The following is a 20,157-nucleotide window of genomic DNA, read 5'->3' as shown; positions in this document are numbered from 1 at the left end:
ATCACTCTGCCTTTTTCTTGCGGTTGGGGATGACATCGTCAGTTTTGATGACAAAGTCGCTTGGCCATTCGGGATTGGGCGCGCGGAACACATCGGTCGGATAGTATTCCTTGGGATCAATCTCCATGTCCCGGTATTTCTGATCCTGCTGTTCGGCACGCGAGGACCGGGGCGCAGGCGGTTTGATTTCATCCGGCAGCGAAATGCGGCCTTCGGCCTCCATCTTGCCCAATTCGCGGAACGGCGCGACCGATCCCGATTTCCCCGGAAGCGTGGCCTTGCGATACCAAATTGAATCCTTGGTGACGTTGACCACGGCAACGTCCAGACCCCAGGCGAACAACCCGTCGTAATGCGCCCGGATACCTGCCAGCATCTCGGCGTCGATATCTTCGTCCTGCGTATAATGAGTCACCATGGCCAGGCGCGGGCGTGCCTCGGCCATCATCTTGCCGACCGCGTAGTGCGACGTGTGATGGGTGTCGATTGTGTAGTTGAACAACTCTTGCGGCAGGCCGTATTTGTACGTCATGAGCTGGCCGATATCCTGACCGGACATTTCGGTCACGAACACGTCGACGCCTTTGCCGTATTCAAGGCTTAGCTCGTCCGGGCGACCATCGCCGGTCCAAACGAAACTCAGCCCGTTCCAATCTAGCCGATACCCCACGGCGCCATCTTTGGCGTGGCTGCGGGGCCAGGACCGAACCGTGACGCCGTCTTCGTCATAGACAATGCCACCCTCCTGCCGGAAATCGAATTCGTTGACGTCGATCTCGTAGCCGTCTCCGATCGGGAACACGTCGAAAGCCTCGAGATGCCATTTGAGCATCTGCTGCATCCCCTTGACCATTCCCGCTGTTCCAAGCTCGGGCGTTCGGCCCGAAGGGCCGTGAATACGCAACGGAGTATAACCACCGGACCACGCCCGGAACGGATAAATGTACGGGATATCCGCGTAATGATCGATATGCAGGTGCGTGATGAATATGTCGTTGATCAACTGACCGGGTACCTGCATCCCGATGATATTGCGAACGCATCCGGACCCGAAATCAAAGAAGAACCGCTTGCCGTTCCCCAGCTCGACCATGATGCAGGTGCCGGCCTGATCTTCACGCGGCGGAAACGGCGTTGACCCGCAGAACGAAATCCGCATTTCATCTGGCCCGATCTCCTCAGACAGCGGGAAGTAGTTCGCGTTTGAACCGGTCATGTATTTTGTAGGTCGAAAATACTCTGGCAGCGTAATGCCGCCAGCCGGTCGGCCACCATATGGATTGGCCAGGTTTTCCCCCAGCGGACCGTTGCCGGGATGCGCCTGTGCCGGTCCCGAACCATAGCTGACCGCACCTGTTGCCACCGCGCCCGCTGCCAGACCCTGTATCACTTTTCGGCGCGAAGGGTTTTGAACTTCCTCAGCCTGCTGGTTCTGTTCAGATTCGTGATCTTTGCCATTATCTTCTGTCGTCATTGCGATGCCCTCAATCGGAAGTGTTACGGAGATTTCGCTTCGCCATCCGACGAAGTTCATTCACGAGTTCAGATCTGATGTGGGTCCATTCCGCCCGCTCAGCGGCCGTGATTGATGCGTCATCCAGCAGCGCTGAGACTTTCCTGAAGTCTTCAATGGCCTCGCTTAGAAATGCATCCGCTTTGACACGCCCTGACAGCGCATCAGAAAGTTCTGGAATCTCTACACTCAGCTCTACCGACACTGGAAAATTCCCGGTTCCCACTATCTATTCTCGCATTGAGTTGAGTTCGGTTGACCACCAAGGCCAAGTGAGTCACCGTGAGTTGGGGGTGAGTTTGCTTTGAACCAAGCCAGTGATTTGTTGATAGATCAAGATGTTGAACAGCCTTCGCCGGATCTGGTCCGACAGGCGCTTGGTCGCGTGGTTTCCAGCGACGAGTTTCAAGCATCACCTCGGCTTCAGCAGTTCCTCACTTACGTCGTTGAGGAAACGCTGGCGGGTCGAGGGGCGCAGATACGAGGCAAGGCTATCGCCGTCGAAGTCTATGGCCGGCGCATTGACGGGACCGGCGGTCAAAATCTCGTTCGCGTCGAAGCCCGGCGACTGCGCCGTTTGCTACGCGAGTTTTACGAGGATCACTGGGACGGAACAGGTGTTCGCATCTTTGTCGATCCCGGCGGATACAAGCCCCGTTTCTCATACGACCCCTCGCAAAAAGAGGGCATCTCAGGCAAACCGGGTCATAGCGTGCCCTATACACCGTCGCGGCGCTTGCTATTGGCTGGTTTGGGGGTCCTCGTAAGCGTCACTTTCCTTGGTTTCTTGATAACGCGCGAAAGCGCCGAGCGCCTTCCAGCCCCTCATTCCAGCGCGCAGGCAGAACGGACCGCACTTGGCAAGCAGTCGTTGACAAGATTGCAGGCAGCCAACCTTGCGGACCAGGCGCGCGGCATGTTTTTCCCCGTTTTCGATGTCAAACGTCAGCAAATGGCTTTGGGAATGTTTCAGCATGCGACAGAGCTCGACCCAGCGCTGCCAGATGGGTATGCCGGGTCTGCGCAAGTCTTGGCGACCCTGGCCATGTTGTCCCCGGATGAAACACAAAGAGATGAGTTCCTGGCTCAAGCGTTGGCAATGTCCGGCAAGGCGCTTGATTTGTCTCCGGCAGATGCCTGGGCAAACGCCGCAAATGGTTGGGTATCGGCCATTTCGGATCAACCAGGCGAAGCCCTGAAATTCGCAAGGATGTCTGCCGAACTTGCGCCTGTGGATGGTCATGTTCTGGACCTTGTTGGCATTACGGCCATTGTTGCCAATGCCCCTGACCTCGCCGCAGAAGCCAGCAATCCTGAGAGACCCAGAACCGGATCCGGCCGATTTGGAGCGAGGAATATTTGGGGGGTTTCACAGTTGATGCTGGGAAACTACGAAAATGTTGTCGAAGCCTTTCAAGGGGCACCAGCCGCAGGTGCGCCGGTAAGTGCGCCATCTCTCATATTCCAAGCGGTCGCGCATGATAAGTTAGGCAACTCTGCTGAGGCAGAATTGCTCGTGACAGAATTGCGCAATACTTGGCCCGAATTTCCTTCGGAATTTCTTGTGGACAGGATATTTCATAACGACAACACAACACGGGATCTGATCCGTGAAACCCTGAGGAAATACTGACGCAACCGCCACAGGCAAAGCCGCAAATTCGCTGTTCCAATTTAGCCTGTCTGTAGAGTAGACCAGCCCATTCTGAGAGGTCTAATCTGATGGACCGCTTTCAACTGATTGGCAGGCAAGTTTGGCCACTCTGGGTTTTTGGACCTAGCCGCCGTTCGCAATCCGCTTGATCGGGGCACTGCAGTTGTATTTCGGATCGGCTAAAGTCATGATCATCCAGCGATCGACAGAGTGAGAACAAGTAACATTGGAAGCCTTTGGAACCGACACGCAAAAACGTATGGCAGTCGCTGGCGAGCACCTGATCAATCTGATCGGTAACGATCCAAGGTTTTGCAGCCACGGGCGCGGTATTCAAGTGGCCAACGAATACGACGGCGCACTGACAGATGCGATCGCAATGGCCCGCGTTCTCGGCATCACAGCGATCGAGTCCGTACAGCGCGCCAAGGTGGATGAAACCCGGACCGAAATTGAGCGACATGGCCTGAAATCAGACGTCATCTCTTGCTATCTGGGCGACCTTGGCAGCGTCGACCGCGCGCGTGAAATTTTGGCCACTCGGTCGCTGCCTAACGATCTGACGGTTCGCATAATTGATCGCGAATCCCCGACTGAATGGCTTGAAGCCTTTGCTGAAATTGCTTTGATCCACGGGGTTTTGCCTCCAATAGGCCCGGTGATGCGCGGCATTTCCCGCCCGGGCTTTGCGATGGTCGCCTTTGACAGCTCGGGCTCTCCGGTCGCCACCGCCGGGTCGGTCCTTTGCCATCCCCCAAGCAGCCCGCTCCACCGCCGCGCACAATGGGGACAGTTGTCGACCAGACCGGACCGTCTGGGTCAGGGGATTGCCAAAGTGCTGGGAGCAAGGGCATTGATTCATTCCCACGAAGTTCTCGGCGCAACCGGATTCAAGACCGGTATCGCGCCGGGAAACGCCCCTTCAGCGCGGCTTTGCGAAGGACTGGGGCTAGTCGACAGCGGACAGGACATTATCGCCCTGATCGATCCTGAAATTTACGGGGAAGATCGCCTGACCAAGTGACGCAGTTCATTCGGGTTTCTTTGACATTCCCTGCGAGGTTAGGGCTGTCGCCGCACAAACCGCCCACGGCTGACCCCGACCCAATACCTCGATTGTTGCGGTCACAGATCGAACCGTTGCCCTTAGCGTCTTGGGCGAAACCTAAAGCAGGTTCCATACGCGAGGCGCGCGACAGAGCTGTCTTTCGTGGTGTTGGCCGAGGCCCTCAGGGTTTTCTCGCTATAAGCCAGTATGTTAAGCCCAGCGCCAGACCGATTGCTGCATAGCCCAGAAAGTACTCCGGGTCTAAACTTTTGTCGTCGAGGGTGATGATTTTTCGCGCAACCGCCATCAATGCTGTCGCGACAACCAGCTTGATGTGGATGACATCAGCGGTCAGATAAAGAGTGATATTTGTGTAGATTTCGATTGCGATAAGAACAACCAGAACGGCGCTGAAAACCGCGAGAAGGTCGCTGACCTCCAAGATGTAAACAGGCGGCTCCAGCAACTTTTGGTATGTTGTGAAACCCGCATCGATAATCGCCAACAGAATGATGCCGAGCATGAGCACGGACAGCGCCCTAACCCCGTGGCGGATCATGCGGTTGCACCATCGAACGATGGCGTCTTCGTGATCGGGGTCTAGCTCCACATGTGCTGGGATCGGTTTGTTATCTTCGCCACTCACTATAAACTCCAATTCCGAATTCATTCGCCAGCCTGAGAGATTTCATCCAGATGCATCACCCGCTGCGGCCATGAGGGAACTCTCACATAAATTGGATACAGTTTTCTAGGCCGTTCTGCTGTTCGCACGAACCCGCTGATGAACCTTCTGTCGGCTTTTCAGCAGTTTGCATCGACCGTTGGTCTCAACTTCTTGCGAAGATTGATGGATGTTTACGAATACGCGGACGTGAGGGGCACCCCCGAAGGACGCGGCGACATTGACTTAAAGGCACTCGAAAGCAATTCTTGATCGTGGTCGAACAAATACGGATGGATTCAATCAATGACTGCCGCCTCAATACGGGCAATTCTCTCTGCTGCACTCACGGTCCTATTTGTTGTCGAAGCGACCGCGCAAGAAAACCTGTCTCGGGTTTTGTTTGTTAATGTTGACGTCTTTGACAGCAAAAACGCTGCTGTCATCGAAAACGCCAACGTCCTTGTCGAAGGAAATTTGATTTCCAGGGTTTCGACCGACCCAATAGAAACGAATGGTGCTGCCGTCATAGACGGCCAAGGGCGGACTTTGATCCCAGGGCTGATAGACGGCCACAACCATATCATGCTGCCGACTTCACCGCTGGCATTGGCGTATAACCTCCACTGGTCATACACCGGAGCCCTTGTCACGCGTGAGGCCGAACGAATGTTGATGCGAGGCTTCACCACGTTGCGGGATGCGGGCGGGCCATCCTATGGCATCGCCAAGGCCATCGACGACGGTATCGTTCCCGGACCCCGGATTTTTACCTCGGGTCACTGGATCGGCCAGACATCGGGTCACTTTGATTTCCGCCTCTACAATGACACACATCACCGGCAGCGCACTGATCGCACCGCCTTTGAGCGAGAATGGTCGTTCATCGCCGACGGAGTGTCCGAAGTGCGGGCGGCGACGCGCGAGGTGCTGCGCCTTGGGGCCACTCAGGTAAAAATCAGCTTGGGTGGGGGCAACCAGACCCCGTATGATCCCCTGGATACGACCCATTACAGCCCAGAAGAAATCCGCGCCGCGGTGGAAGCTGCTGAGGATTGGAACACCTACGTCATTGTTCATGCCTACACTGATGAATCAGTCATTCGGGCGCTAAGGGGTGGCGTAAAGAGCATCGATCACGGCAACATGATTTTCGACGAGGAAACCATTCGCGCCATTCGAGATGCTGGTGCCATCCTCAACCCGCAGTTTCTTATTTTCACGCCGGATGAAGAGATGTTGGCCGTGGGTGATCCCGCTACCATCGAAAAGGGCGCACCGCTGCGCGAAAATGTTGAAAACTATGTTGCTTTGATCAAAAAGTACGACCTTCCGATTGCCTTCGGCGTGGACCTGTTTGGCGCGCCCGAACTTATGGCCATGCAGAACCTTGAGTTCGAGCGTCGTGGTCGTTGGTGGTCGGGGGCAGAAGTCTTGCAACAGGCCACATACAACACAGCAAAACTCGTCGAGATGTCAGGTCCACGAAATCCCTATCAGCAAGGCCCGCTGGGGGTGATTGAGGCAGGGGCATATGCCGATTTGATACTCGTTGACGGAGATCCGGTTGAGGACATCAACCTGCTGGTCGAACCCGAAGCTAACTTTCTGATCATTATGAAAGATGGCGTTATCTATAAAAACACGCTTGAGAACTAAATAGCTCGGTCTACGGCTGCCTCTCATACCTTCGCTATGGCACTGGGAAAAGATGACCCGGTGTCGTTGAACCCAAACAGAAAGAATATAGGCGCAAGGCGCGCCTATATCAGTGTAGGTGCGCGCATAACGTTGCATACCTACCATTAATTTTGTTCAGAAAATATGGGTGTCTTTGCCCATGATATTGCACAGCATTTGCGCATAACTTTGCACGATTTACCCAAAAGTTTGCGCGTTTCGCGACACACACACTAAATCGGGGACTGTTGTAGCGCGACTCTATCAACTTAAACACGCCAAATCTCAATCAAAAGTGTATTCTAATTGGCTAGACTCAACCCATACCACACCTAGGTAGTAAAAATTCCAAAATGAAGTGGCCAAGAGAGGTATGGCAGACCCTGTCTTTCCGACAAGCTTGCAAACGGAAAAGGCAACCGAGGTGCTATTCACCGCCTACGATATGGAAGGTATGATGAAGCTGAAAACTAACGTTGCCAACGCTGCCTAATACCATCAGGCAGGTTTGGATTTTACGGACCTTTCGATCCAAGACAGGCTTAGGAGGAGCTTGGCCGATGACACACCCCGCATTTACCTCAGACTCTGTGGCCGTGATCACCGGGGGTGCTTCCGGCATTGGCCTCGCCGCCGCAGTGAAGTTCGCGCAAATGGGAATGCGCATTGCTATTATTGATCGAGACACCGAGAAACTGGCGGCCGCGGCAAACATAGTGTCTGCCGCTGGCGCGGCCGATGTCATGACGTCTCAGACAGATGTCAGTGATCGTTCGCAGTTAGAGGCGTTGGAGCGGATGGTGGCAGACCGCTACGGAGGGACAGATATCCTGATGAACAATGCCGGTGTCGGAGGCAATTCATCGACCATTGGGGACACCGCGGCTTGGGAAAATATACTGGGTGTAAACCTGTGGGGTCCGATCCACGGCACCCAGGTCTTCGCGCCAAACATGATCGCCCGTGGCAGACCAGGCGCAATTATCAATACAGGGTCCAAACAAGGCATCACGACCCCGCCAGGTAACCCGGCTTACAATGTCTCAAAGGCGGCTCTCAAAGCCTTTACCGAGGCACTGTCACACGAGCTCAGAACGGGTCCAGGTCATCAGATTACCGCGCATCTACTGATCCCTGGATTCGTCTATACCGGCATGATCTCCGTGCCCGAGAAGCCTGCCTCTGCCTGGACCGCTGAGCAGACTGTCGACTTCTTTGTCGAAAGCGTGAACCGCGGGGATTTCTACATCCTCTGCCCCGACAATGACGTTTCGCGCGACACTGATGAGAAACGCATCGCTTGGAGCGCTGGAGACATCATTGAAAATCGCCCACCTCTCAGCCGATGGCATCCAGACTATAAGGAAGCATTCGCGGATTTCATGGCGAAGTCTGGCCAATCAACGCTGTAGTCCAACAATTATGGCAAGTTGACGATTGAAGACTGCCGGCAGCTTTACCGGTTGTCGGCAGCCTGAGTTCTGAACAGCCAAAAAGTTCGATATGACGAAACAAAAGGTTTTCAGAATGCGTCTTGGCCTGGCGGCGCTGAATAAGCTGCGACTTGTTCCGGCTCTCAGGGCTGAGAAGCGTGGCGTGTCAATTATTTTCCGGCGGTTAACTTCGGTAGAATTGTTGGCCGTTGTCCTGATCCTGTTTGCAACGGCGACCCTAACCAGTGTTACGACACCTCTCGTCAATCTCTGACGGCTTAAAGTGTTTAGGAAACATCGACTGCAGCACAAACAGGCAGATCTTCAAAGCCTCCGAGGGTTTGAAAATATCTGAGTGCAAATGGTAGTCGGTCCAAAGCCCTTCCAGCAAAGCAACCAACGCGTCTGTTGCAAGTTTGGCGCTTACATCCTCGTACTCGCCTTCGCGCTTTATTTGTTCCAACAACTCCAGGATCACCGCGCGGAAACCTTTGTCTCGCGAGTCGATAAAAGGAAATATGTGAGGGTTTGAGAGCGCTTCAGCCCGAAAGGAAAACCAGATCGCGACGTCCCGCGCATTAAGGACCAAGGGGTCGAAATCTGCCTTTATGATAGAGACTAGCTTGTCTGCCGGGTCTAACTCTGGATGGACTGCAATGGCCGTCCACTGCTCCGCGTAGCGGACTGATAGTTCCTCAGCCACCGCAAGCAGCAGCTTTTCCTTGGAACCAAAGTGTAGGTTGACCATCCCTTGCGATAATCCCGACAACTCTTGGATTCTTGCCGAAGTTGTTCCGCGTATTCCGTATCTATAAATGGCGTCCGCAGCCGATTGGATCAGCTGTTTTCGGTTCTGCAATTTACCCAGATCTCGGGCATTGGTTGGGGTATCACGCTCGAGAGTAATCTTATTTCTCCTTCGCTGGGGTAGTCGCCTTTGTCTTCTCGCATTTAGCAATACGACAGTTCAAGGATTGACATTGAATGAATGCTTGTTCATTTTGTGATTTATATTACACTAAGGTGCTGCATGACCCTTTTCAACTCCGACTTTCGGTCCATACGAGAATGGGACAACGAACACTTCCTGCACCCGTGGGAAGGTATGTCACACCTTGGCGAAAATGAACGAACCTTTGCCGAAAGCGGACTTGGCGTTCATGTCGTCACTGAGGACGGAAAGCGCCTGATAGACGGCCCTGCTGGCATGTGGTGCGTTCAATTGGGATATGGAAACACCGAGATTGCCGATGCGATGGCTCAGCAGGCGAAAGAGATGGCGTATTTTTCGCCCTTCAACAACGCCAACTCAACTCCGGCCCGTTTGGCACATGAAATCGCCAAGAGAACGCCGGGAGATTTGAACCATGTATTCTTCACGACAGGTGGTTCAACGGCCGTGGATAGTGCGCTGCGGTTTGTACAGTTCCGCAATAACCTGCTGGGAAAACCTCAAAAGAAAATCGTGATATCGCGACAGAAAGCTTATCACGGATCGACTTATCTGGCGGCGTCAGTGTCCGGAAAAGAGCGCGACAAAGGTTGGCTGGACCAGGCAAGTCACCTGACGCGTTTCCTACCGAATGTGAACCCGTATACACGTCGCTCCGATCAGACGGTCGACGATTTTCTGGACGAAAAAATAGCGGATCTGGAAAACATGATCCTGCAGACTGGAGCAGACAAAGTCGCCGCTTTCATCGCAGAACCGATCCTGTGCTCTGGAGGCGTCATCGTGCCGCCGCGGGGGTATCATCAGCGCTGTCTTGAAATCTGCCGGAAGTACGATGTCCTTTACATTTCAGACGAGGTCGTCACCGGGTTCGGGCGACTTGGGCATTGGTTTGCTTCCGAAGACGTCTTTGGGATTAAGCCCGACATCATAACCTGCGCCAAAGGCATGACGTCTGGGTACGTCCCCATGGGGGCTTGTATCATCTCTGACCGGCTGATTGCAGATCTAAGCGGAGACAATGCGCAAAACGCTACGTTTTCAAACGGCTTCACTTATTCAGGCCATCCAGTAAGCGCGGCGGCAGGCCTGAAGACGATTGAAATCATGGAGCGCGACGGCGTTCTGGAACATGTCCGTGCAATCACGCCGCTCTTCGAAGAGCGCCTCCAGGCTCTGGCAGATTTGCCGCTCGTCGGTGATGCGCGCGGCATGGGGCTGGTTGGCTGCGTCGAATGTGTTGCAGACGCACAAGCAGATAATGCACTGGACCTAGATAAATCTGTCGGCGCCCTGATTGATCATCATTGTCAGGAGAACGGGTTGATCCTGCGGCCGATTATCAACATGTGCGTGTTTTCCCCACCTCTGATCATTACGGAAGGCGAGTTGAGCCAGATGTTCGACATCCTTGAAAAAGGTATCCGGCTGGCAACCGAAGACCTAAAGCAGCAGGGTATGTTTAAACCTTAGGAACTGCCTCGGCGCGCCATCGCAATTTTCATGGTTGCGATGCCTTCGCTTAAGTGCGCTGCGTTTACCCTGCCCGCATCACCTCTGGTGGCAATTTGATCGGGAACTTGGACCGAACCTCCGCATCCGCCTTGCTGCCAAAATAGTTTGGATAGTGATTGGACAGAATATCGTTCACGACTGACCGGCTCCGTTCAAACATATCCTGACGACCGGCTTTTTCCCAAGTATCGGTTAGCTCCCGATCCATTAGGGTTGGATAGACATACTCAGTCTCCATGTATTGCAAGGTCTGCGTGTTGCCGAGGAAATGACCGGGATCAATTGCACATTCGTGGATGACGTCGACCGACAGCGTGTCGTCGCTCACCTCGATACCACGCAGGGTTCGTGAGATCATGCCCGCTGCCTCGTTGTCGATGACCATAGACTCAAAGCTGCAACCCATCAGGCTGCCAAGCATACCACCAAATTCGCAGAGCCTGTTGGCCCCGGCATGGGCCGCCAATGCGAAAGTTAACGCCTTTTCCAGACCATATTGTGCGTCAGGGATTTTAGAATCCGTCATGCCGCAACCGACGCTGGTCGGGAGGTTGTAGAAATTGCCCATTTGGATAGCTGCCGCGGATATCAACGCCTGCTCACCACTGCCACCCGTGAATGAACCAGTTCGCAGATCAGTAATAAACGGCCAAGCTGCAAAGACGACGGGGGTACCCGGGTTAATCAGGTTGGCAATTGCGACGCAAGATAGGGTCTCGGCTACGGCTTGCGCCAAAGTCCCGGCCAGAGGCGCAGGCGACGTCGCCCCAGCTTGTGGCGGAACAGCCAAATCGCAGACAAGCCCCATCTTCGCTGTATCAATCAGGATCTCCAAGTTTTCCCGCCCAAACCGGAGCGGGGATACTATGGGACAACCGCCAAAAATGACCGAGGGTTTCTCGAGGAATTTACCCTCGCCGCCTGATGCCAGATCGAAAAGATGGATTGCGTCCTGAATATGCTCTCGAGTGCGGAACGTCAGACAAGATGGTTTTTCGCTACCCGCCAGAATAGCGTAGAGCATGCTCATGTCGTGCTCGTAGTCCTGCGGCACATCCGTTGCCAGAACTGTATCACCGGTCATGTGGATGTTGTCGAGCCGGTCAACCAATCGGGTAAAGTCGTAAATGTCTTTGAGCGTCGACGGCCGGTAACTGCGAGTTTCCGCATCAAACGTTGTCACAGCGGTGCCGGAGTTCGCATAGTACACCTTGTCTTTGGTGCAGTGCATGTCATCCTTACCGGCCCGCGATCCGCGTGCATGGACATAGAACTCACTGGCCGCCTTAGCCAGAATGTCTTCCATCAACGCGCGAGGAAAGCACAGCCTACCATGCTCGTTCACCGTCGCCCCTTTAGGCAGCACGAGATCGAGAACTTCCCGCGTTGGATCACCGACGCCCGTACGCTCCAGAATGCTAAGGGCGGCTTCGTGAATATTTGACATGTCAGCGTCGGAAAGGGGCTTGTAGCGCCCACCCGAAATGCCCGGCCAGATCGCTTGCGAAGCGACGTTGCTGGTTCGCACGGCTGCACGTGCTTCGCGCCCACCCCCGCGCCGTCTTGATCTGCGCTTCGTTAATTCTGTCATAGTATTTCTCCGAATTCTGAGCGTGTCAGATCATGCTGAAATAATTGCGGTAGAAGCCTGGAATGCTCCATTCCATCTCGGACAGCGGTCCCGGCACGAAATGGTGGGAGTTCACGCCCTCTTGGTTGTGACGGATGATCCGCTCATCATCGAGAGACGTGACATGCCAGAGCCATGTCAACGCGTCCTTATCGTAGTCACGACCCTCTTCTGCGTCGCCGCGCACATACCAGACGATCTGAATATCCGTTTCCTGCAGCGCGCGCGGGACGAACCGGTAGCCAACTACGTGATCTGCATAAACAAGGAAGTAGTTGACCGTCCCGATCCCCAGATCGGTGGCACCGCCATCGTGACCTTTCAGTTCACCCAAAGGCGGCGCCAGCGAAGCGCCATCCTTACTACCGGTCAAATAGCCGGGAAACAGCGGGTAGCGGCGCCAATAGACATCTGCACCCGGGGCGAGCGCGTTATCTCCGGTCAGGTCCAGCTCCTCAACGGGCACTCCGGCTTCTTTCATCCGCTCATGAAGTGCGCCGCTGAACTCCAGAACCTGAGCGGGGTCTTTCAGCGAATGGCTGCGCGAATAGTCCTGATGAGACGGCGCGCAGTGATAGCATTCCAGGTAATTCTCCAAAGCCAGTTTCCAATTTGCTTGAACCGGGTATGAGGCTTCATGAGCGACCTTCAGGTTTTCAAAGTCGAACGGTTTTGACAGTGGGGCCAACCGCTCCAACGCAGCATCTAGCGGCGGGGCGTCTTCAGCTACGCAGACAAAAATCAGACCTTGGAATATCTTCACCTGAACCGGGAACAATCCGTATTGGCCCGGGTCGAAATTCGACCCCATTGAACGTCCGTTTCGTAGCTTGCCGTTCAGATCAAAAGTCCACGCATGATAGGGGCAGATGAAATTGCGTGCCTTGCCTTTCCGTTCTATGCAAACCCGCGATCCCCGGTGGCGGCAAACGTTCAGATGCGCGCGTACCTCGCCTTCGCGATCCCGAACGATGATGATGGACTCGGGCCCATAGTCGAACAGGAAATAATCCCCCGGTTCTGCGACCTGACTAACATGGCCGACCCAGATCCAGTTACGGTTCCAGAACGCGCCGATATCGTTCTCGTATACTGCTTGAGACGTATAGAAGTGACGAGGCAGGGCGAACCCTTCCTGTTGCGCGTCCATCAAATCGCGCATTACTTGCAGGTCATCTTTTGGCATTGCGCACCTCATGCAGATTCAAGGGAAATGACTTCCCGGCGGAAGAATTCACGGTCGATGTCGCCCGCGTTACGTTCGAAATTTCGGGCAGCCATGTGACCCGAATATACAGCATCCGCGATCAAGCCGGGGTTTGCGGCATCTCCGATTAATTCCAACGTTTTCAGCGGACTTGCTGTCAAACCGCAAAGCTCGTCGTAAAGAGTGGTTTCTCGCATTCGCTGCGTCACCAGTACCACGGAGCTGCATTCAATGGAGTTCTCTCGCCCCGTGTAGACGCACTGCAATGTCGCCTGGCCGGGCGCGACACCGGCCAAGGTCTGGGACAGGTTCAGACGAACGCCTTTTTCCAACAGACTGCGTTGCACTTTAGTCTGCTCCAACGTCAATTCGGTAAACGGCGAAACTATTGAGGCCGGCGTTACAAAGACAACCTCTCGCCCAACCTGAGCCAAATGATCAGCCAAGACTCCACCGAGATAGGCTTGATCATCATCGTAGACCACAATCGGGCCGTCCTGCGGCATGACTCCGGCCACTATGTCATCCGGAGTGAAAACCTGAGAACCTAAACCGATTGGTGCACCGTGAAATGCAGATTTCCCGCGTCCGTCTCGCCGCCATTTTGCGCCGGTTGCAACAAAGACGTTCGGTATACCCAACTCGATAACCTCACTGACTGACAAACGGCTGTCGGTGAACAGTTGAACGTTCCCGCGTTGTTGCAGGTCGTAGATTCTGTGATCTGTCACGCGCTTCCAAGCGGATAGCCCGGTCAGGGCAGCTTCCTGCATCACACGGCCGCCGAACTCTTGCTTTGCTTCCGCCAGAGTTACCTCGTAGCCCCGCCGCGCCAATTGCATGGCGCATTCAAGTCCGGCTGGTCCGCTGCCGACAACAAGCGCAGCTTCCTCTTTTACCCGACGCTGAATGATCTCGGGATGCCATTTCCTCCGCCACTCTTCACCCATAGTCGGGTTTTGGGTGCAGCGTATTGGGACGCCGAGAGAGTCGGATGAAACACAGATATTGCAACCGATACACTCACGTATTTCTTCGATGCGATCTTCCCTAATTTTGTTGGGCAGAAACGGATCAGCGATGGATGGTCGCGCCGCGCCGATAAAATCAAGGATGCCCTTCCTGACCAGTGACGCCATCAAGTCCGGCGACGTAAGACGCCCAACGCCCACAACAGGCTTAGAAGTTACCTGTTTTACGAACTCGATATATGAGGTTTGAAAGCCGTCGCGGGGCTCGAACCGGGTCGTCGCAGAGTCGTTGCTCCAATCCGCTACATTAACATCCCAAAGGTCTGGAAGCTCGGCCAGCAATTCGACTACTGCATGGCCTTCTTCCTGCGCTTGCATCCCCTCTGACCCGAGCATTTCATCAACCGCAAACCGAAGGGCAATGGCGCAATCATCTCCGACCTCTTCCTTGGTTTCTTCCAGAAGCTCGCGGGTCAGTCGCACCCGGTTCTCCAACGAACCTCCATATTCATCCGTCCGATCATTGAACTGTGGCAGCAGAAAATGATGAGGCAATGTCATGTGATGCCCCGCATAGACGTACACAATGTCGAACCCGGCTTCGCGCGAGCGACGAGCCGCCGCGCGATGCCACTTGCGAAATTCTCGAATGTCAGCCTTGTCCATTGCCCTTGCCTGTTTCGGGTATGGAGTCTGCAAGACAAGTTCTGATGGGGCCAGCAGAGGCGCGCGGGTCAGGTGGTTTTGGGCATGGTGCCCGTTATGCGCCAATTGGATTGCCGCGAGCGAGCCCTTCTCATGAATTGAGTTGGTTATCAGACGCAGTGCGGGAATATCCTGATCGTCCCAAATTCGGTTCTCAGAATAAGGAGACAAATCCGAAGTCGGATGAATCTCGGCCTCCTGAGTGGACACCACCGCCCAACCGCCCTCGGCTTTCATCGCCCGCATGGCAGCTTCGGCCTGAGGTCGCAAATGACCCAAACCATTGCAGTGGGGCACCTGGTAGAACCGGTTTCGAGCCGTTACTGGCCCGATCTTGACCGGTTCGAAGAGAACAGAATATTCGTCAGCGCCTGACATTGCCGCGCTTCCTCCAAGGAAATTGGAAATTGGTTCGTGGGAATGGAAGGATTTCTACGCCCCCACCATTCCCGGCTGTGTTGTAAGAGTGCCCTTAGAAGCCAGCTTTGATGCGCTCGAATTCCTTCAACATCTTGGCCTCCAGCTCGGGGTTAACAGCGTCAAAGAACAGGCTGCCTTCAAAGAAGCTGTCCACATCCGAAAACCCGTAGGTTTCGATCAGCTCTGGGTCGGCCTGTGCAAAAGCGTCTTCATTGGCGTGGGCGTAACCCCAGCTTTCAATGATGTATTTACCGCTTGCCGCAGAGCTGAGCGCGTTCAGCATGTCATAGACTTGCTCATCCGACTGCTTGGCAGATTTCAGATGCACATAACCGCAGACCCAGGTCGCGATACCTTTGTCTACATCACGCATCATGACCGCTGGCGTTTCGTTCCAGATCAGGTTCAGTTCCGATTGGTTCCATCCCCAACCCAGCGTGACCTCACCGCTGGCAATTGCCTGATCCAGTTGGCCAGCGTCAGACCAATAAAAGCGCACGTTTGGATGAATCGCGCGCAAGTAGTCCGCCGCTTTTTGGAATTCCTCGTCACTCATATCGGTATAGCTGGAGGCACCGGTTGCCAATGCCGCCATTGCAAAGGCACTGGAAGCGGCGTCCGGAATGGCGACCTTGCCCTGATATGCAGGATCGGCAAGCAATTGCAGCGAAACATCATCTGCCGAAATCATATCTGTTCGATAGATAAGACCAGTATTGCCCCATTCGAACGGAACCATGTAGGTCTGCCCATCAATGGTGATGCCATCGACCTCTTTGATCTTGGGCATCAGCTTGTCCCAGTTTTCCAGCTTGCTGGTGTCAATCGGCTTGATCATGTCTGCCGCTACCCACTTTCTCAGGGCATCCGTGCAGGGATGGGCCAAATCAGCTTCAAAACCGGACTGAAGCTTTGTGAACGCTTCTTCCACGCTGCCAAAATAGGTGTAGCTGGGCGCGCCGCCGTACTTTTCGACATAGTCGCCGTAGAAACCCTGATCCTCATATCCAGACCAGTCAAAAACGGTCAGATCAGCGGCGTTCGCCAGAGCTTGGCTGGCGGCAAAGGTGGCAACTACTGCTGCCATAAGTGGTGCTGTTTTACTCATTTGTCTCCTCCCAAAGATTCACGTTTACCCAAGTCAATTACCGAGGCGCTTTGAACGCCAAGCCAGACGGTATCGCCGCGCGTGTGATCGACCGTGTGAAAGTAGTTTGGTACTGCGACGGCGATACTGCCTTTCAGACCATCGACGCGCACATAGTAGTGGACACTCTCTCCATAAAAGGCGACGTCCGAAACCTCGCCCTGAACAAGAGCATCGTACCCATCCGGCTTTTCCGCACTGATTTCCAATTGCTCAGGACGAACGCCGACAAGAAGTTCCTTGTCATGCACCTGGACGTTGGGGTTCACCCCGATTTCCATCTTCCCAAAGCCCTTAACGTTGACTTCAAGCGTTTCAGCATTCTCTGCAGTCACTTCGGCATCCAGAAAGTTCATTCCACCGATGAAAGAAGCCACTTCCCGGTTACACGGTTGGGAATACAGGACCTCTGGCTTATCCACCTGCTTGAGCTGCCCCGCAAACATGACGCCTATACGGTCGGACATGGTCATCGCCTCGTATTGGTCATGCGTGACCATCACGAAAGTTATTCCAAGCTTCTGCTGAAGACGGCGCATTTCCAATTGCATCGCTTCGCGCAGATTTTTGTCCAACGCAGATAAAGGCTCATCTAGCAGTAAAACCTTGGGTCGCATGACGAGTGCGCGGGCGAGCGCCACTCGTTGCCGCTGACCTCCCGACAACTCGTTGGCCTTACGGTCCTGCAGGCCGCCCAGTTCAACCATCTCAAGCGCCTCGGCAACGCGTTCTTTGATTTCCTTCCGCGAAAGCTTGGTCTTGCGTAATCCAAAGCCAACATTGTCGCCGACATTCAGGTGCGGAAAGATCGCATAACTTTGGAACACCATATTGGTAGGACGCTTGTTCGCAGGCACCTCTCCCATCGTTCGACCATCGATCCGAATCTCGCCCTCTTCGTGATCCTGGAAACCCGCGATGATGCGCAAAGCCGTCGTCTTGCCGCAGCCCGAAGGGCCAAGAAGCGAAAAGAACTCACCCTCTTTCAAGGTCAGGTTCAGATCGGACACAGCAACAAAACCTCCAAAGCGCTTCTCAACGCCCTTGATTTCGATGATGTTCTGTTCGCTCATCTTGCTTGTTTCCTTTGGCTTCAATCTGACGATTGGATGGAACGGCGGCGGAAATATTCGGCGATCAACAACAGCAGCACCGAGGACAGCAAAAGCAGCGATCCTAGGGCCAACGTGTTGGGCAATTTTGCCGGGAAGCGGATCTGGCTCCAGATATAGACCGGCAATGTCGGGCTGTTCCCGGATAAGAAAAAGGCCAGGACGAACTCGTCAAACGACACCGTAAACGTGACCAAAAGGCTGGCGACAATACCCGGCGCTACGATTGGGAGGGTAACACGCCGAAACGTTCCCACGACGCTTTCACCAAGATCGAACGCGGCCTCCTCCAAGGACTGGTCGAAATCGTCAAATGCAGATTTCATGATCGACACGGAAAATGGCAACGCTACGAACACATGCCCAAGGATCACGGTGGTCAGCGATGGTTTCAAGCCGATGCTGATGAACAGAACCAGCATCGAACTGGCCACGATGATGCCGGGAATGACCAGTGGAAGCATGACCAGTCCCTCAGACAACTCACGCCCCGTGAAACGATACCGAACGTAGGCGCGAGCCGCGAAAAGACCCAGAGATGTTGCCATCAGCGCAGTCACACTGCCGACGATCAACGAGTTCACCATAGCCTGTAGCAGCGTGTCCTGCTGCCCCAACTGTGCGTACCACTTCAACGTGAATCCCTTTAGTGGGAAGGCTACGATAGTTCCGTCGTTGAACGAAAACAGTGGCAATAGCAAAACCGGCAGGTAGAGAAACACCAGATAGGCAATCGCGTAAACCAGCAACCATGAGAAACGAAATGCCTTGGTCATCTGATCCTCCGGCCCAATGCGGTGACGACCACCACGAACAGGATTGCAACGCAGCCGACCGCAAGCATGGCAAGAAGAGACAGGGTTGCACCCAACGGCCAGTTATTGGCGGCACCAAACTGCACTTGGATCAAGTTCGCCACCATTTTGCCCTGCGATCCACCGACTAAGGCCGGAGTGACGTAATCGCCCACCGTTGGGATGAAAATGATCAGGCAGGCCGCAATGACCCCCGGCACCGTCAGAGGCAGTGTCACGCGAACGAACCTTTCAAGCTTGTTGCAGCCAAGGTCGGTTGCAGCCTCCAATAGGCTGCGGTCGATCTTTTGCAGCGATACATAGATCGGCAGGATAGCAAACGGTGCCCAGGCGTGGGCGAGCGTAAGGACAACAGCGAATTCGTTGTAGAGCAAGAATGTCAGCGGCTCTTGTATCAAACCAAGTGAAATCAGCGCAGAGTTCAACACCCCATTGAAGCCAAGAATTAGTTTCCAGCTGAACACGCGCAGAAGGTAGCTGCTCCAAAAGGGAATAGTGATCAGCAACAGCCAGAGGGTCTTCTTCTGTGTCCGAAACGCGATGAAGTATGCAATCGGATAGGCAAGACAAACCGTTGCCAATGTCACCGCGCCTGCAATTGCGACCGAACGGATCATTAGGTGTCGAACCAATGGGTCGGTAAACGCCTCTTGGTAGTTTGCCCAAGTCAAGGTCCGGTCGATCTCAACATAGGTCTGGGTCCAAAAACTGTAAGCGACGAGAATGCAAAGCGGCACGGCGACAAGCAGACCGACGTAGAGCGTCGCAGGTGCGCTCAGTGCGAGGCCCTTGCCCGTTTCACTTCGTAGTACTCCGGCCATTCTTCCCTGCTGAACTTTGCTTTTTGGTGGCGCGACCATGTCGATCACAAAATGGACAATCGTCCATTTAAATCTGGAATTTTTGGACTAGTTGTGTCAACTGATAATTTCGCAACCGGGGATGGCCAATTTCACACTGGCCGCTAGAAGGCACCGCAAGAGACTGAAAACAAACAGAGCCGCCTGAACCAATGACTGGAAGACGACAAGAAATACGCGAGCGAAACCGCCTTTCCCTGATCGAGGCAGTACTCGACTCGGTCGCAGAGAAAGGGATTTCCGAGACCTCAGTCAGCGAAATCATTCAACGGGCCGAGCTGTCCCGTGGCATGATTCACCTTCATTTCGGCGGCAAGGACAACTTGGTTGACGAAGCCGCCCGCTACTCATCCGAACAATACTACAATGGAATTTATGACTTGTTGGAAACGACCGGGCAAACCGGACAGGAACATATTGAGATGATTGTTCGGGGCGACCTGAGTGAAACTATTCTCAATAAGAAAAACGTTTCCATTTGGTACGCATTTCGAGGCGAGGCCCGAAATAGAGCAGCAATCGCTGCGTTTTCAGATACCCGCGACGCTAAGCTTCGTAATCTGGTTTTCAACGCTTTCGCTCGAATTGCGAAAGAAGCCGGAACCGAACACCCTAATCAAGTTGCTAGGGACGCTACACACGGCACACTCGCAATGCTGGAAGGCATGTGGACCGATTACCTACTCCACCCGGATTCATTTGACCGCGACGAAGCGATGAGAATTGTTTTTCGTTTTCTGCGGGCGATGTTCCCGAAGCATTTTGACCTGAGCGGCGCTTTGTTGTCTGAGTAGAGCTTGAGACAGGTTTCCCACCTAGTCACCAAGGGAC

Annotated in this window: 16 protein-coding genes; 6 read left to right on the top strand and 10 right to left on the bottom strand. The window is 54.2% G+C overall.

From position 1 onward, the window contains the following. Nucleotide 1 precedes the first annotated feature (1 nt). Nucleotides 2-1,474, bottom strand: a complete 1,473-nt coding sequence (gene gntH, locus ACR0B7_RS15425) for a guanitoxin biosynthesis MBL fold metallo-hydrolase GntH (protein WP_170486430.1) — start codon at nt 1,472-1,474, stop codon at nt 2-4. A gap of 343 nt (nt 1,475-1,817) precedes the next feature. On the opposite strand from gntH, the gene ACR0B7_RS15420 reads away from it, so the two are divergent. Continuing rightward, nucleotides 1,818-3,146 (top strand): hypothetical protein, encoded by a 1,329-nt coding sequence (locus tag ACR0B7_RS15420; protein WP_170486431.1) that lies wholly within the window; start codon nt 1,818-1,820, stop codon nt 3,144-3,146. Nucleotides 3,147-3,426: 280 nt separating this feature from the next. After that, on the top strand, nt 3,427-4,191 hold the full coding sequence (locus tag ACR0B7_RS15415; protein ID WP_170576835.1) for a hypothetical protein: 765 nt from the start codon (nt 3,427-3,429) through the stop codon (nt 4,189-4,191). Nucleotides 4,192-4,396: 205 nt separating this feature from the next. On the opposite strand, the gene ACR0B7_RS15410 is transcribed toward ACR0B7_RS15415, so the two are convergent. Further along, nucleotides 4,397-4,861, bottom strand: a complete 465-nt coding sequence (locus tag ACR0B7_RS15410; protein WP_480681920.1) for a phosphate-starvation-inducible PsiE family protein — start codon at nt 4,859-4,861, stop codon at nt 4,397-4,399. Nucleotides 4,862-5,185: 324 nt separating this feature from the next. Here ACR0B7_RS15410 and ACR0B7_RS15405 point away from each other — a divergent pair, with 324 nt between their 5' ends. Both ACR0B7_RS15405 and ACR0B7_RS15400 read left to right on the top strand, forming a co-directional pair. Further along, the gene (locus ACR0B7_RS15405) at nt 5,186-6,538 is read left to right on the top strand and encodes an amidohydrolase family protein (protein ID WP_170576836.1); all 1,353 of its coding nucleotides are present in this window, start codon (nt 5,186-5,188) and stop codon (nt 6,536-6,538) included. Between the two features lie 581 nt (nt 6,539-7,119). After that, on the top strand, nt 7,120-7,971 hold the full coding sequence (locus ACR0B7_RS15400; RefSeq protein WP_170570783.1) for an SDR family oxidoreductase: 852 nt from the start codon (nt 7,120-7,122) through the stop codon (nt 7,969-7,971). A 259-nt stretch (nt 7,972-8,230) separates the two neighbouring features. Here the strand turns inward: ACR0B7_RS15400 and ACR0B7_RS15395 are convergent, their stop codons facing one another. Next, nucleotides 8,231-8,851: a TetR/AcrR family transcriptional regulator gene (locus ACR0B7_RS15395; RefSeq protein ID WP_170570780.1), complete on the bottom strand. Its 621-nt coding sequence runs from the start codon at nt 8,849-8,851 to the stop codon at nt 8,231-8,233. A gap of 171 nt (nt 8,852-9,022) precedes the next feature. Between ACR0B7_RS15395 and ACR0B7_RS15390 the strand changes: the two genes are divergently transcribed. Further along, nucleotides 9,023-10,417 carry an aminotransferase gene (locus tag ACR0B7_RS15390; RefSeq protein WP_170570777.1) on the top strand — a complete coding sequence of 465 codons (1,395 nt, stop codon included), beginning with the start codon at nt 9,023-9,025 and terminating at the stop codon, nt 10,415-10,417. A 64-nt stretch (nt 10,418-10,481) separates the two neighbouring features. Here the strand turns inward: ACR0B7_RS15390 and ACR0B7_RS15385 are convergent, their stop codons facing one another. The 7 genes from ACR0B7_RS15385 to ACR0B7_RS15355 form a co-directional block, all read right to left on the bottom strand. Next, complete coding sequence (locus ACR0B7_RS15385; protein ID WP_170576837.1) at nt 10,482-12,050, bottom strand: trimethylamine methyltransferase family protein; 1,569 nt, start codon at nt 12,048-12,050, stop codon at nt 10,482-10,484. 25 nt (nt 12,051-12,075) lie between these two features. Next, nucleotides 12,076-13,275 (bottom strand): aromatic ring-hydroxylating dioxygenase subunit alpha, encoded by a 1,200-nt coding sequence (locus ACR0B7_RS15380; protein WP_170576838.1) that lies wholly within the window; start codon nt 13,273-13,275, stop codon nt 12,076-12,078. 8 nt (nt 13,276-13,283) lie between these two features. Next, nucleotides 13,284-15,350: an oxidoreductase gene (locus ACR0B7_RS15375; RefSeq protein ID WP_170576839.1), complete on the bottom strand. Its 2,067-nt coding sequence runs from the start codon at nt 15,348-15,350 to the stop codon at nt 13,284-13,286. A 94-nt stretch (nt 15,351-15,444) separates the two neighbouring features. Next, nucleotides 15,445-16,500 carry an extracellular solute-binding protein gene (locus ACR0B7_RS15370; RefSeq protein ID WP_170576840.1) on the bottom strand — a complete coding sequence of 352 codons (1,056 nt, stop codon included), beginning with the start codon at nt 16,498-16,500 and terminating at the stop codon, nt 15,445-15,447. Next, complete coding sequence (locus ACR0B7_RS15365) at nt 16,497-17,612, bottom strand: ABC transporter ATP-binding protein (RefSeq protein ID WP_170576841.1); 1,116 nt, start codon at nt 17,610-17,612, stop codon at nt 16,497-16,499. Before ACR0B7_RS15365 ends, ACR0B7_RS15370 begins: the two co-directional genes overlap by 4 nt. A 20-nt stretch (nt 17,613-17,632) precedes the next feature. After that, nucleotides 17,633-18,427, bottom strand: a complete 795-nt coding sequence (locus ACR0B7_RS15360; RefSeq protein ID WP_170568088.1) for an ABC transporter permease — start codon at nt 18,425-18,427, stop codon at nt 17,633-17,635. Then, on the bottom strand, nt 18,424-19,287 hold the full coding sequence (locus ACR0B7_RS15355) for an ABC transporter permease (RefSeq protein ID WP_170576842.1): 864 nt from the start codon (nt 19,285-19,287) through the stop codon (nt 18,424-18,426). Before ACR0B7_RS15355 ends, ACR0B7_RS15360 begins: the two co-directional genes overlap by 4 nt. A 191-nt stretch (nt 19,288-19,478) precedes the next feature. Between ACR0B7_RS15355 and ACR0B7_RS15350 the strand changes: the two genes are divergently transcribed. Beyond that, nucleotides 19,479-20,120 carry a TetR family transcriptional regulator C-terminal domain-containing protein gene (locus ACR0B7_RS15350; RefSeq protein ID WP_170576843.1) on the top strand — a complete coding sequence of 214 codons (642 nt, stop codon included), beginning with the start codon at nt 19,479-19,481 and terminating at the stop codon, nt 20,118-20,120. The last annotated feature ends 37 nt before the right edge of the window (nt 20,121-20,157 follow it).

The organism is Ruegeria sp. BB6, from assembly GCF_056539385.1.
This window is presented reverse-complemented; position numbering and strand designations above follow the sequence as displayed.

Bases quoted from the DNA above. Each gene is read 5' to 3' on its own strand.
- ACR0B7_RS15355 (WP_170576842.1), bottom strand. From the start codon at position 19,287: ATGGCCGGAGTACTACGAAGTGAAACGGGCAAGGGCCTCGCACTGAGC.
- ACR0B7_RS15415 (WP_170576835.1), top strand. From the start codon at position 3,427: ATGGCAGTCGCTGGCGAGCACCTGATCAATCTGATCGGTAACGATCCA.
- ACR0B7_RS15375 (WP_170576839.1), bottom strand. From the start codon at position 15,350: ATGTCAGGCGCTGACGAATATTCTGTTCTCTTCGAACCGGTCAAGATC.
- ACR0B7_RS15370 (WP_170576840.1), bottom strand. From the start codon at position 16,500: ATGAGTAAAACAGCACCACTTATGGCAGCAGTAGTTGCCACCTTTGCC.
- ACR0B7_RS15405 (WP_170576836.1), top strand. From the start codon at position 5,186: ATGACTGCCGCCTCAATACGGGCAATTCTCTCTGCTGCACTCACGGTC.
- ACR0B7_RS15350 (WP_170576843.1), top strand. From the start codon at position 19,479: ATGACTGGAAGACGACAAGAAATACGCGAGCGAAACCGCCTTTCCCTG.
- ACR0B7_RS15400 (WP_170570783.1), top strand. From the start codon at position 7,120: ATGACACACCCCGCATTTACCTCAGACTCTGTGGCCGTGATCACCGGG.
- ACR0B7_RS15380 (WP_170576838.1), bottom strand. From the start codon at position 13,275: ATGCCAAAAGATGACCTGCAAGTAATGCGCGATTTGATGGACGCGCAA.
- gntH (WP_170486430.1), bottom strand. From the start codon at position 1,474: ATGACGACAGAAGATAATGGCAAAGATCACGAATCTGAACAGAACCAG.
- ACR0B7_RS15385 (WP_170576837.1), bottom strand. From the start codon at position 12,050: ATGACAGAATTAACGAAGCGCAGATCAAGACGGCGCGGGGGTGGGCGC.
- ACR0B7_RS15390 (WP_170570777.1), top strand. From the start codon at position 9,023: ATGACCCTTTTCAACTCCGACTTTCGGTCCATACGAGAATGGGACAAC.
- ACR0B7_RS15365 (WP_170576841.1), bottom strand. From the start codon at position 17,612: ATGAGCGAACAGAACATCATCGAAATCAAGGGCGTTGAGAAGCGCTTT.
- ACR0B7_RS15360 (WP_170568088.1), bottom strand. From the start codon at position 18,427: ATGACCAAGGCATTTCGTTTCTCATGGTTGCTGGTTTACGCGATTGCC.